Annotated in this window: 10 protein-coding genes; 9 read left to right on the top strand and 1 reads right to left on the bottom strand. The window is 66.0% G+C overall.

All coding sequences use genetic code 11. The features are described from left to right. Positions 1 to 6 precede the first annotated feature (6 nt). Both MWU77_RS10855 and MWU77_RS10850 read left to right on the top strand, forming a co-directional pair. Entirely contained in the window at positions 7 to 822 is an 816-nt protein-coding gene (locus MWU77_RS10855; protein ID WP_169689242.1) for a lysophospholipid acyltransferase family protein, read from the top strand. Positions 823 to 826: 4 nt separating this feature from the next. After that, positions 827 to 1,648, top strand: coding sequence for an HAD family hydrolase (locus MWU77_RS10850; protein ID WP_247273657.1), 822 nt, complete (start codon positions 827 to 829; stop codon positions 1,646 to 1,648). 24 nt (positions 1,649 to 1,672) lie between these two features. Here MWU77_RS10850 and MWU77_RS10845 read toward each other — a convergent pair whose 3' ends face one another. After that, a complete protein-coding gene (locus MWU77_RS10845) occupies positions 1,673 to 3,721 on the bottom strand; it encodes an N-acetylmuramoyl-L-alanine amidase (RefSeq protein WP_247273656.1) in 2,049 nt (682 codons plus the stop codon). 304 nt (positions 3,722 to 4,025) lie between these two features. On the opposite strand from MWU77_RS10845, the gene MWU77_RS10840 reads away from it, so the two are divergent. From MWU77_RS10840 to zomB, 7 genes are all read left to right on the top strand, one after another. Beyond that, complete coding sequence (locus tag MWU77_RS10840) at positions 4,026 to 5,594, top strand: SpoIID/LytB domain-containing protein (protein WP_247273655.1); 1,569 nt, start codon at positions 4,026 to 4,028, stop codon at positions 5,592 to 5,594. A 120-nt stretch (positions 5,595 to 5,714) separates the two neighbouring features. Further along, positions 5,715 to 6,470 carry a MerR family transcriptional regulator gene (locus MWU77_RS10835; protein WP_247273654.1) on the top strand — a complete coding sequence of 252 codons (756 nt, stop codon included), beginning with the start codon at positions 5,715 to 5,717 and terminating at the stop codon, positions 6,468 to 6,470. Positions 6,471 to 6,543: 73 nt separating this feature from the next. After that, positions 6,544 to 7,764 (top strand): UDP-galactopyranose mutase, encoded by a 1,221-nt coding sequence (gene glf / locus MWU77_RS10830; RefSeq protein ID WP_247273653.1) that lies wholly within the window; start codon positions 6,544 to 6,546, stop codon positions 7,762 to 7,764. Then, a complete protein-coding gene (locus MWU77_RS10825; RefSeq protein ID WP_169689248.1) occupies positions 7,761 to 9,680 on the top strand; it encodes a glycosyltransferase in 1,920 nt (639 codons plus the stop codon). The genes glf and MWU77_RS10825 overlap by 4 nt, the downstream gene beginning before the upstream one ends. A gap of 73 nt (positions 9,681 to 9,753) precedes the next feature. Next, entirely contained in the window at positions 9,754 to 10,245 is a 492-nt protein-coding gene (locus MWU77_RS10820; protein WP_240959717.1) for a phosphatase PAP2 family protein, read from the top strand. Continuing rightward, on the top strand, positions 10,242 to 11,147 hold the full coding sequence (locus MWU77_RS10815; RefSeq protein ID WP_169689250.1) for a decaprenyl-phosphate phosphoribosyltransferase: 906 nt from the start codon (positions 10,242 to 10,244) through the stop codon (positions 11,145 to 11,147). The genes MWU77_RS10820 and MWU77_RS10815 overlap by 4 nt, the downstream gene beginning before the upstream one ends. Positions 11,148 to 11,151: 4 nt before the next feature. After that, the gene (gene zomB / locus MWU77_RS10810; protein WP_308198790.1) at positions 11,152 to 13,092 is read left to right on the top strand and encodes a flagellar motor control protein ZomB; all 1,941 of its coding nucleotides are present in this window, start codon (positions 11,152 to 11,154) and stop codon (positions 13,090 to 13,092) included. Positions 13,093 to 13,098: the final 6 nt, after the last annotated feature.

The raw sequence follows: 13,098 nt of genomic DNA, 5'->3' as shown, positions 1-13,098 counted from the left end.
ACCGACGTGGAACCCTTCTACCGGACCATCATCGGCGTGGCACGCACACTGTTCGCGGCGCAAGGCCTGAAATTCACGATCTCCGGGGCAGAGCACATCCCGGCGACCGGGGGTGCGGTCATCGCGATGAATCACACGGGCTACATGGACTTCACCTACGCGGGCATTCCCGCGCGCGAAACCAAGCGGTACATCCGGTTCATGGCGAAGAAGGAAGTCTTCGACAACAAAATCTCCGGGCCGATGATGCGCGCCATGAAGCACATCCCCGTCGACCGCGGCGATGCGGGCGATTCATATCGGCTTGCGGTCGAGGCACTTCGCAGGGGCGATCTCGTCGGTGTGTTCCCCGAGGAGACCATCAGCCGCAGCTTCGAGCTCAAGGAGTTCAGGTCCGGCGCAGCAAGGATGGCACTCGAAGCCGGTGTGCCCGTCATACCGATGGTGCTGTGGGGGTCGCAGCGGGTGTGGACCAAGGGCCACCCCAAGCGACTCGGCCGGACGAACACCCCCATCACCATCATCGTCGGGGATCCGATCGAACCGTTCGAGCCTGCCGCCGAGATGACTGCGAAGCTGCGCGCCACCATGGACCGGATGTTGAAGCAAGCGCAGCAGGACTATCGCCACGAGCCGGGTGCCTACTGGGTACCTGCGCGGCTCGGTGGATCGGCTCCGACACCGGAGGAAGCGAACGCCGACGACGCGCGTGTCGCGGCGGAACGTCGTGCCCGCAAGGAAGCAGAGCGCGCACGGCGCGAGGGCCGCGACGGCAGTGGGAGAGAGCCGGGCGCGACCGGAAACCCGCCTTCGGCACAATGACGGAGTGAGCACTCAGCGTCCGAGTCTTGTCGCGTCCGATGTCGACGGAACCCTGATCGACGACACGGAGCGGATTTCCGACCGCACCCGTGCGGCAGTCCACGCCGTGGTCGATTCCGGAACACCGTTCGTTCTTGCGACCGGTCGACCACCGCGATGGATCGCGCCGGTCGTCGACCAGCTTCGGTACGCACCGCTCGCGGTGTGCGCCAACGGCGCTGTCCTCTACGACAGTGCGACCGACCAGGTGCTCAGTGCCGCGGTGCTCACCACAGACGAACTGGGTTGGCTCGCCGAGGTCGCGGAGACGGTTTTTCCGGGGAGCGGTCTGGCGGCGGAAAGGGTGGGGGCCAGCGCGCACGACGCTGCGACACCCCAGTTCGTGAGCTCGCCGGGTTACGAGCATGCGTGGCTGAATCCGGACATCACCGAACTCGCCGAGTACGACGTGATCGCGGCGCCCGCCATCAAACTGCTGATCCGGCTGCCCGGTGCCAGCAGCGCCGCGATGGCCGAAGCGCTCCTGCCGAAACTGCACGGACTCGTCGACCTGACGTTCTCGACGGACAACGGTCTCCTCGAGATCTCCGCTGCGGGGGTGACGAAGGCGTCGGGGTTGCAGGAGGCCGCGCGCCACCTGGGGGTGCCGTTCGATGATCTCGTCGCATTCGGTGACATGCCCAACGACATTCCGATGCTGTCGATCGCACGCCACGGTGTTGCGATGGAGAACGCGCACCCCGAGGCCAAATCGGTCGCAGACGAAGTCACTGCCACCAACGTCGAGGACGGGGTTGCCCGCATCCTCGAACGCTGGTGGCAGTGACTCGTATCCGCCGGTGATCGAAGGTCAGCCTGCAGGCACCGGTTCGGGTGCCGGCGCGGCTTCCGGTGCCGGCGCAGGTTCCGGTGCGACCGGCGCGGCCGCGGGTTCCTGCATCGACTCCTCGTAGGCGTCGTTGTAGGCGCGGAGCACCTTCGTGACGACGCCGGTGACCTCGTTGAAGATCAGCGAACCGAACTCGAAGTCCGACCGCCAACCGTCCGGCACCCGGTACTCGTCGCTGGTGGGCAACCCCAGCTCACCAGCGTCGAGCCCGGACTTCTGCCACGCCTTGTAGATCTCGCCGAGCACCGTCCACACTCCGCCGTTGGGTGAGGAGTAGATGGCGCCGTTGACGAACTGGGCGCTCTCGAATCCGCCCTTCGCGGGGAGGATCGATGTCATGGCCGTGCCCAGACGTCCGGTCTCGCCGCCTTCGGCGATCCACTTCTGGGCCAGCGGGTGATTGTCGGCGAGACGGATCAGTTCCTGCACGAGGTTCTGGACGTTCTCGGCCGATCCGGTTGCCGGTGTCCCGGCATCTGTATCGGGCACTGCACCGCGCGCGGCGGGCGGGTTGTCCGTCGCGAGATCGGTACTGGGGCTCGTGCCCTTCGCGGCGCCAGCGGCGATGTTGCGGATCTTGTCCATCTGGGCGTATCCGCCGTCGCCGGGGCAACTGGTGCTGCCGACGTCGCGGTGCGCGAAGATGATCGGCAGGTCGACGGCCGCGCCACGCGGGTACGGGGTGAACGAGGTGCCCTCGGAGTACATCGTGGTGCGACCCTTGGGATCGAGCCCGGCCTTCGCGAGCCGCCAGCCGAGGAACTTGCCCACGGCGTTGAGGGTCGCCTCGGGCGGTGTCGCCGACGAGAAGTCGCCCATCATGGCGATGCCCATCGTGTTCTCGTTGAAGCCGCCCGCGTGGGCGCCCTGCACGTTGCGGTCGAGCCCTCCTGCACGACCTTCGAAGACCTGGCCGTACTTGTCGACGAGCACGTTGTATCCCACGTCGCACCAGCCGAGCGTCTGCGAGTGGTACGCGTAGATCGCGCGGACGATCTCGGCAGATTCTGCCTTGGAATAGTCGTTGCTTCCCGCGGTGTGGTGCACGGTGGCGCCGCCCAGCGAGTCGTCGTAGGTGGGTTCTTCGCACCGGATCGATTCGTCGGCGCCCCACTGAGCGCGGGAGATGACCTTGAGGCCGGAGTCACCCACCGGGCCCGCGATGTCCTCGAGGGTGGCGTCGGCGGGGCTGGTACCCGGATCGATGAGCACAGCGCTGACGCTGTCGGCGAGGGCCTGGGCCGGGTCCTGGCTGTGCAGCGGGCGAGAGGACGAGGCCGGAACGTAACCGAGCTCGGGCGTGCCCTCTGCGGGTGCCGCGCCGGGAACCGGTGCTTCCGCCGGTGCCGGTGCCTCTGCCGGTGCGGGAGCTTCAGGGGGAGCGGGCGCCGCGGGGGCTGCCGGCGCAGGCCCTTCCTCCGGCGGCGCTTCGGCACCGGCGAGGTTCGGCTCCGGACCCGGTCGCGGCGTCAGCAGGACCTGAACGGCATTGGTCGCACCGACGAAGATCGGCTCGGTGCCCCTACGCGCGTCGTCTGCGGTGTCGTTGCGAGAGGACTCGAGGGGCTCGGTCGCAGCCCACGGACCCCACGTGCCGTCCTCGTTCTGCGCGCGGATCATCGCGTCCGTGTCGGCGATGTCGCTTGCGGTGAGGGCGACGAGGCTGAACGGGGTCTCCTGGGTGAGCTCTTTGACGACCGCTCCCACCCGACCGACCGGCCCGCCTGCCGGATCGGGCGCAGTCGTGATCTCGGGGAGACCTTGGACGATCTCTTTCAGGCTCATGTCGGGCAGGTTGAGCCCGGTCAGCTCTTCGAGCGGAATCACGAGATCGGGGACCGATGCGAGTACGACCTCGGCGATCGTGGGCGCAACCGCTTCGACGGAATCACTGGTCTGACGGATTTCGGTCTGGTCGTTGGTGAAGCCGGACACCGCGAAAGGTGTTGCGACGGCCAGGGCGGCGACGGCACCCAGGACGATCGACGGCTTCGGGCGGCGATGCGGCACTGTTTGCTACTCCCTGTTGCTGTGCGCGGTTCGGACGGTCGATATCACTCGTCGGAATCCAACATCCTCGAGCCCGCTTCGTGCTGGAAGAGGCCGCTGATGAAGGCAACTTGTGATGCCATTGTTGCTGTTGTGACATTTGTTGCGATACCTCGCCACTCTTGTCACACTAGACACAGGAAACCATAACCCTCAACCTGAGCTTGAGCATCGGTCTCGAGATGTCCGATCCGTGAGAGCGGGCGATCACATGGACGACCGTCCGCGTGATCAGCGGAAATGCGAGAACAAGGGAGCGCAGCGCATGGCACGACAGTCGATTCGTCGCAGAGGAAAAATTCGTAGACGGCGTGTCGTCCGGCGTGTCGTCCTCGGCCGACCGCTGCGCAACGGATGGCGCCCGACCGCGACACGTGCCGCTGTGCTCGGCATCGCGCCTGCACTACTTGCAGGAGCGGCCGTCGGCGTTCTCGTCAGTGGCGGCTCGGACGGTCCCGAGGTCCGGCAGGCCGTCTCCGCCGACACACCCTTCACTTTCAGCGGTCAGGGCCACGGCCACGGTCGCGGCATGGGCCAGTGGGGTGCCTACGGCTACGCGCAGGACGGCTGGACGGCCGAGCGCATCGTCGGCCATTACTACGGTGGCACCACCTTGGGCACCGTCCCGGACTCCATGATCGCCGTGCGCCTCATGGGTCTCGACGACCACAGCCTCGACGTCTACTCCGACGCAGGTCTCACCGTCGCGGGCAGGCAGGTCGGCCCAGGGGAGGCCGCCCATCTCACACCGAATGCCGACGGCGGCGCGAACGTCGTGGTCACTGCCGGTTGCAGCGGCGACGTGCTGTGGCAGGGTGCCACAGATATGCCATGGGTCGACCCGGTGGATCTCGGCGAGGACCGTCCCAGGGAGGAACACCTCAAACTCTGCTCGGGCGACACCACCTACCGCGGCGCGATCGGGGTGGTGCTCGAAGGAGACGCCGCACGCACCGTCAATCGCCTGAACGTCGAGGACTACCTCCGCAGCGTCGTTCCCGCCGAGGCGCTGCCCGGCTGGGCCGACACGGGCGGGGCCGAAGCGCTGCGCGCGCAGGCCATCGCCGCTCGCTCGTACGCACTCGCAGAGAAGCGCAATGAGAAGTGGCAGACCTGCGATACGACGAGCTGCCAGGTGTACGGAGGGTCCGGCACGGAGGATCCCCGGACCGATGACGCCATTCGCACCACTCGCGGTCAAGTACTGATGAAGGACGGCGCGGTGGTCCGCAGCGAATTCTCCGCATCGACCGGCGGGTACAGCGCGGGCGGAACGTTCCCTCCGGTCGAGGACCTCGGCGACAGGGTCGCACCCAACCGGCAATGGGCCAAGACGATAACCGCAGGCGAGATCGGCACGGCATTCGGCGTCGGGGAACTCCAGAACATCGAGGTCATCGCCCGCAACAACCTCGGTGACGCGGGAGGTCGCGCTACCCAGGTGCGCGTGATCGGCTCCGACCGGACCATCGAAACCACGGGTGCCGAGGCGCGTGCCAAGCTCGGTCTGCGGTCCGACTGGTTCAGCGTGCAGGAAGGCGCCGAAGCAGCGCTGCCGCCGCCCACACCGGCACCGGAGATCGACACCGAGGTCGGAGCACTACGGTTCGAGACCGGTGACAGCTCGGAGATCCAGGCGAAGTACCTCGAACTCGGCGGGGTCGATGGCCTTCTCGGCTCGCCGGTCGGACCTGAACTGATGCTTCCGGACGAACGCGGCAAGTTCCGGATCTTCACCGGTGGCGCGATCGTCTGGACCCCCGATCTCGGTGCCCAGGTCATCGAGTCGAGCTTCTTGCGTGACTGGTTCCCGAGCACCGGAAGCGCCGAATAACGTAGGCCGTCGAAACGCAGCGCCGGAAGGTCGGCTGCTCGTCCCGGAAATATCGGCTGCTTGACATTGACGCAGCGTCAAGATGCACGCTGGGTATCGAGCAGAACCGAAGGGGCGAACATGCGGCGCGAATGGTCGATCCAGGAGCTTTCCCGGGAGGCCGGCGTCACCAGCCGCACCCTGCGGCACTACGACGACGTCGGGCTGCTCCCACCGAGCCGTACAGGACGGAACGGGATGCGCTTCTACGACTCGGATGCCTTGGTTCGGCTGCAGCGAATCCTGCTGCTGCGCGACCTCGGTCTCGGACTACCCGCGATCCGCGACGCCCTCGACGACCGTCGGGATACGGCAGGTGCACTGCGTACGCATCTGGAGCTGCTCCAACACGAGCGAACCCAACTCGAACGCCGAATCCGGGCGGTTCGCGCGACCCTCGAGAAAACAGAGAATGGAGAAGAGCTCATGGCGACCGAAGTATTCGACGGGTTCGATCACACGCAGTACCGCGACGAGGTGACCGAACGCTGGGGTGCGCAGGCGTACGCCACCGGCGACCGATGGTGGCACGGGATGAGTGAGCGCGAACGCAGCGACTGGAAGTCGCGCGTCGACCGGCTGAACGCAGACTGGGTTGCTGCCGCGCAGGAAGGTCTCGATCCGCACGGAGAACGGGCTCAGGACCTTGCACGCCGTCACGTCGAATGGCTGACCTCCGTGCCCGGTACGCCTGCTCACGGTGCAGACCGGTGCAGTCTGCGCGGCTATGTCCTCGGCCTCGCCGACATGTACGTCGAAGACGAGCGATTCGCCGCGAATTACGGCGGAACCGCAGGCGCCGAGTTCGTGCGCGCCGCACTGCAGTATCACCTCTGATCGCCCTGGTCTTTCGGTCCCGCCGACGGACCGAAAGGGCATGAGCGTGACAAGGTCGTTACCCTGGTTCTCCGTGACTGCTGCATCAGCGCCCCAGCCCTCTCCCGGTGAGTACGACCTGATCGTCGTCGGCTCCGGATTCTTCGGACTGACGATTGCCGAGCGCGCGGCCACGCAGCTCGGGAAGCGGGTCCTCGTGGTCGAACGCCGGCACCATCTCGGTGGCAACGCGTACTCCGAACCCGAACCCGAGACCGGGATCGAGGTCCACAAGTACGGAGCCCACCTGTTCCACACGTCGAATCAGCGTGTGTGGGACTACGTGACTCAGTTCACGGATTTCACCGGGTATCAGCACCGCGTGTTCGCGAAGCACGGCGGTCAGGCCTACCAGTTCCCCATGGGCCTCGGCCTGATCTCCCAGTTCTTCGGGCGCTACTACAGCCCTGACGAAGCGCGGGCCCTGATCAAGGAACAGTCCGCCGAGATCTCGACTGCGGACGCCCAGAACCTCGAGGAGAAGGCGATCTCCTTGATCGGGCGTCCCCTCTACGAGGCATTCATCCGCGACTACACCGCCAAGCAGTGGCAGACCGATCCCAAGGAACTGCCCGCAGGCAACATCACCCGCCTGCCCGTGCGGTACACGTTCGACAACCGCTACTTCAACGACACCTACGAAGGCCTGCCGGTCGATGGCTACACCGCGTGGCTCGAGAACATGGCGAAGGATCCGAAGATCGAGATCCGGCTGAACACCGACTGGTTCGAGGTGCGTGACGACATCCGCGGCGCGAGCCCCGACGCCCCCGTCGTCTACACCGGCCCGCTCGACCGCTACTTCGACTATTCGGAAGGCAAGCTCGGCTGGCGCACCCTGGACTTCGAGACGGAGGTCGTGCCCACCGGTGATTTCCAGGGCACCCCGGTGATGAACTACAACGACGCCGACGTGCCCTTCACGCGTATCCACGAGTTCCGACACTTCCACCCCGAACGCGACACGTACCCGACGGACAAGACCGTCATCATGCGTGAGTTCTCGCGTTTCGCGGAAGACGAGGACGAGCCGTACTACCCGATCAACACATCCGACGACCGCGCGAAGGTCGCCGCCTACCGTGAGCTCGCCAAGAAGGAAGCCGTGGAGAACAAGGTGTTGTTCGGCGGCCGCCTCGGCACCTACCAGTACCTCGACATGCATATGGCCATCGCGAGCGCGCTGACCATGTTCGACAACACGGTGGCGCCGTACTTCGAGTCGGGCGCGCCGATCGCGGGGAATGCCTCATGAGCCAGTCCGCAGCCGTAGAGATCGGATCCGACACGCAGCAGGGAGCACCGCTCGGTAAGGCGCTGCTTCAGCGGATCATCCTGCCGCGACCTGGCGAACCACTCGACGTCCGGACCCTCTACATCGAGGAATCGTCCACCAATGCGCGTCGCGCTCATGCGTCGAGCCGCACCGAGTTGAACATCGGCGCCGAGTCCGAGGTGTCGCTGTGCACCTATTTCAATGCGTTCCCCGCGAGCTACTGGCGTCGCTGGAGCACGCTGAACTCCGTGGTGCTTCGACTCGAGCTCACCGGTCACGGTCGAATCGACATCTACCGCAGCAAGGCGGATTCGAGCCGTATCCACGTGCAGGGCCGTGAGTTCGAGGGAACCGGCGTCGTCCTCGAACTCGAAACCGACCTCGGCCCGTTCGAGGACGGCGGTTGGATCTGGTTCGACGTCACCACCGACACGGACGTCACCGTCCACTCGGCAGGCTGGTTCGCGCCGGTCGAGGCCCCCGGTAAGGCCTCCGTCGCGGTGGGTATTCCCACGTTCAACCGCCCGGCCGATTGTGTCGCGGCGCTGCGTGCGCTGGCGTCCGATCCGCTGGTGATGGATGTCATCGACGCAATGATCATCCCGGATCAGGGCACCAAAAAGGTCCGTGACCAGGACGGTTTCGCCGAGGCAGCAGCGCCGTTCGGCGACCGGCTGGTCATCCACGACCAGGCCAACCTCGGTGGATCCGGTGGCTACAGCCGCATCATGTACGAGGCGCTGAAGACCACCGATGCCCCGTACATCCTGTTCATGGACGACGACATCGAGATCGAACCCGACTCGATCCTGCGTGCACTCGCGTTCTCGCGGTTCGCCAAGTCCCCGACACTCGTCGGAGGGCAGATGCTCAACCTGCAGGAACGCAGCCACCTGCACACGATGGGCGAGGTCGTCGACCGGTCGGTCTTCATGTGGTCGGCCGCGCCGAACGTCGAATACGACCACGACTTCTCCACGAATCCGCTGCGCGATCGCGAGAACTCGAAGCTGCTGCATCGACGCATCGACGTCGATTTCAACGGCTGGTGGATGTGCATGATCCCGCGCGTCGTCGCGGAGGAGATCGGGCAGCCACTGCCGCTGTTCATCAAGTGGGACGACGCCGAGTACGGGCTGCGTGCCCGTGCCGCCGGGTACTCCACTGTGACGATGCCCGGTGCCGCGATCTGGCACATGGCGTGGAGCGACAAGGACGACGCCATCGACTGGCAGGCGTACTTCCACCTGCGCAACCGCCTCGTCGTCGCAGCCCTGCACATGCCGGGCGACGGCAAGGGCATGGTCCTCGACACGATCAAGGCCACCATCAAGCACCTGGTGTGCCTCGAGTACTCGACCGTCGCGATCCAGAACAAGGCCATCGAGGACTTCCTGGCCGGCCCCGAGAACCTCTTCGAGCTCCTTCCCAAGGCACTCGGCGACGTGCATGCGCTGCGGAAGAACTTCTCCGACGCTCGCGTGCTGCCTTCGTCGACCGAACTGCCGCTGCCGTCGGGCGCGGAAGTCGGTGCCGTCGGGCTGCCCGAGGGCAAACTCGCGAAGGTCTCACGACTCGCGAAGGGCGTGCTGCACAGCGTGCGCTCCGAGAACCCCGAGCATCACACCCGACCACAGCTCAACGTGCCCACGATCGACGCACGGTGGTTCCTGCTGTCGCAGGTCGACGGCGTGACGGTGACCACCGCGGACGGGCGAGGCGTCGTCTACCGTAAGCGCGACCGCGCGCAGGCACAGGCGCTGCTGACCGAAGCGCTGCGGTTGCGGCGCGAACTCGCACGACGTTTCCCGGAGCTCAAGCAACGCTACCGGGATGCGGTTCCCGCCCTGACCAGCAAGAAGGAGTGGGAACATGTCTTCGGTATCGAGGGATGACGTCACTGTCCCGTCCGGTGACGGCACCGCCACAGTGACGATCGACCGCGACCGCGCGCCGCTCGAAGTGCGGATGTTGCAGACGGTCCAGGACACCGTCGGCACTGTGCCCGGAGCAACCTCGATCGCCCGCGGCATGTCGCACTTCGGTGAGCATGCGCTCGGCTGGATCGCGATCGGCGCGGCGGGAGCATTGGTGGATCCGAAGCGTCGCGCCCAGTGGGCAGGAGTCGCGGTCGGGGCGGTCGGAGCGCACGCTGCGTCGATCGTCATCAAGCGTGTCGTTCGCCGTAAACGTCCGGACCATCCGTCCGTGCAGGTCAACGTGTCGACGCCGAGTCGACTGAGTTTCCCGTCGTCGCACGCGACGTCCACGACAGCAGCGGCCGTGCTGATGGCGCGCACCACCGGGCTACCCTTTCCGGCGATGCTCGTGCCGCCGATGCTGTTGTCCCGTCTCGTTCTCGGTGTGCACTATCCGACGGACGTCCTGGCCGGTGCTGCGCTCGGGGCGGCGTCCGCTGCTGTGGTGGCGCGGGCAGAGAAGAAGTTTGGAGAGCGATGAGCGAGGAACCGACACCCGTCTCGGAGGCCCCCAAGAGCCTTCCAGCGGCAATCGTCAAGGCGGTGCGCCCACGACAGTGGGTCAAGAACGTGCTGGTGCTCGCGGCCCCGATGGCGGCGGGTTCCGTAACGGAATCTTCCGTGTTGTTGCCGGTCGCACTGGCGTTCGTGGTGTTCTGCATGGCGGCGTCAGGGATCTACCTCGTCAACGATGCGTTGGACGTCGAAGCCGACCGGGAGCACCCGACCAAGCGGTTCCGGCCGATCGCGGCGGGCGTGCTGCCGCTGCGGCTCGCGTACATCCTGGCCGTCGTGCTGCTCGTCGCCTCGATCGCACTGTCGTTCCTTGCGAACTGGCAGCTCGCGGTGGTGATGGCCGTCTATATCGGCATCCAGCTCGCGTACTGTTTCGGTCTCAAGCATCAGGCCGTCCTCGACATCTGCATCGTCTCGTCGGGCTTCTTGATCCGTGCGATCGCCGGCGGTGTGGCCGCCGAGATCCCGCTGTCGCAGTGGTTCCTGCTGATCATGGCGTTCGGATCGCTGTTCATGGCCGCGGGTAAGCGATACGCGGAGCTGCGGCTCGCGACGCGGACGGGTGCGAAGATCCGCAAGTCGCTCGAGTACTACACCGAGACGTACCTGCGGTTCGTGTGGACGCTTGCCGCCACAGCCGTGGTGATCTGCTACGGCCTGTGGGCGTTCGAGCAGGACACGATTGCAGGTTCCAACTGGTACGCGATCTCGATGGTCCCGTTCGTCGTCGCGATCCTGCGGTACGCAGTGGATGTCGACGGTGGAGATGCCGGTGAGCCCGAGGAGATTGCACTGGGCGACCGCGTGTTGCAGTTCCTTGCGGTGGTGTGGATCGTGGTGGTCGGCGGTGCTGTCTACCTCTTCTGACGTCGTGGACGGCGTCGACGACAGCGTGGCGGGCAGACCGAGCACCGATCTGCCCGCCCGGTCGGGTCGCCTCGCGACGGGGGTTTTCGCCTGCGGTGTCGTGATCGCGGCACTGCTGATGTTCTGGGGGGCGTGGGAACGCCGCTGGATCGCCGACGACGGCCTGATCGTGTTGCGCACCGTGCGCAACCTGATGGCGGGCAACGGCCCGGTGTTCAACAGCGGTGAGCGGGTCGAAGCCAATACGTCGACCATCTGGACGTATCTCGTCTACGCGGCAGGAGAGCTGAGCGGAATCCGGCTCGAATACGTGGTGCTCACGATCGCCCTCGTGTTGTCGACGGGTGCGATCGTGCTGGCCATGTTCGCCGCCGCGCGGATGTACCGGTGGCGCCTACGGAACGCCACGGGGACGGTTCTGCTGCTGCCTGCGGGAGTACTCGTCTACATCGCGGTGCCGCCCGCGCGTGACTTCGCGACATCGGGGCTCGAAACCTGCCTGGTGATCTGCTGGATCGCGTTGCTGTGGCTGCTACTCGTGAGGTGGGCGACGCCCGACCCGAAGCACGAGGGCCTGCCGGGGACCACCCAGATCCTCGTCACCGCCTTCATCGCGGGTCTCGGTCCGCTCGTGCGCCCGGAACTTGCCATTCTCGCTGCCGGGGCACTGGCCATGTTGTTCCTCGCCCAGGGGCTGACATGGCGGGTGCGGGTCGCGATGGTTGCGGTCGCGGGACTGGTGCCTCTGACGTATCAGGTCTGGCGGATGGGTTATTACGGTCTGCCGTACCCGAACACGGCCGTGTCCAAGGACGCGGGCGGAGCCAAGTGGTCGCAGGGGTTCGAGTACCTCGGCAATCTCGTCAGTCCGTACCTGCTGTGGTTGCCGGTGCTGTTCCTGGCGGTCGTCGCCGCGGTGGTGTTGTGGACCACGCGGGCCCCGGCCGGTGGCAGTGCTGTGCCGACGGACGCGGGGAGGGACCTTCGGGCGTGGGTAGTGCGTGGTCAGCGGGCGCTGCGGACCCCGACGACGGTCGTGTTCTTCGCGCTCGGGGCCGGCCTGCTGCTGATGCTCTACTCGATGCGGGTGGGTGGCGACTTCATGCACGGTCGCGTGCTGCTTCCGCCGCTGTTCTGTCTGCTGCTTCCCGTTGCCGTCGTACCCCTGCGAGTCCCCGATCGGTCGGCGATCGGCAACAACAAAAACACCCGTATGGCGTGCGGTATGGCGATTCTGTGGATCGGGACGGTGATCTGGGCATTCTTCGCCTCCAACACCACGGGTATGCCCGAGGGCGCGGTCGTGGGCCGCTCCGGCATCGTCGATGAGCGCGCGTTCTACGTGCTCAACACCGGGCATTCGCATCCGATCCTCGCGAGCGATTACCTCGACTATCCCCGCATGCGCGCAATGGTCGAGGCGATCGAGAACACCCCGGACGGCGGGTTGCTGCTGTCGACGGCCTCGTACGACGTGTGGGACGTTGTTCCGCCACCCCTGCCGATCCCGCCGGGTGGTGCCGGGCACACGGTGTACTTCCTGAACCTCGGTATGACGAGCATGAACGTCGGCCTGGATGTGCGGGTCGTGGACCAGATGGGCCTCGCTTATCCGCTCGCGGCCCACACCGAGCGACTCGAGGACGGACGGATCGGGCACGACAAGATCTTGTATCCGGATTGGGTGATCGCGGATACGGGCATGGTGGACGTCCACCCGTGGATGCCCGCCTATCTCGACGAGGACTGGGTTGCCATGGCCCATGTGGCGCTGACGTGCCCGGAAACGCAGGAGTTGCTCGCGTCGTCGAGCGCAGAGCTCACGTGGCCTCTGTTCAAGCGGAATCTGCGTAATGCGTTCGAATACTCCGGCTATCGCATCGAGCGAGTGCCCAAGTATGAGATTCAGCGCTGCGGTCTGGAAATGCCGGTGCCGCGAGGCTAGGATACC

Origin of the sequence: Rhodococcus sp. F64268 (assembly GCF_023015605.1) — a bacterium.
Taxonomy (GTDB): Bacteria; Actinomycetota; Actinomycetes; order Mycobacteriales; family Mycobacteriaceae; genus Rhodococcus.
The sequence above is the reverse complement of the archived record's forward strand: the minus strand, read 5'-3'. Positions and strand labels throughout refer to the sequence as shown.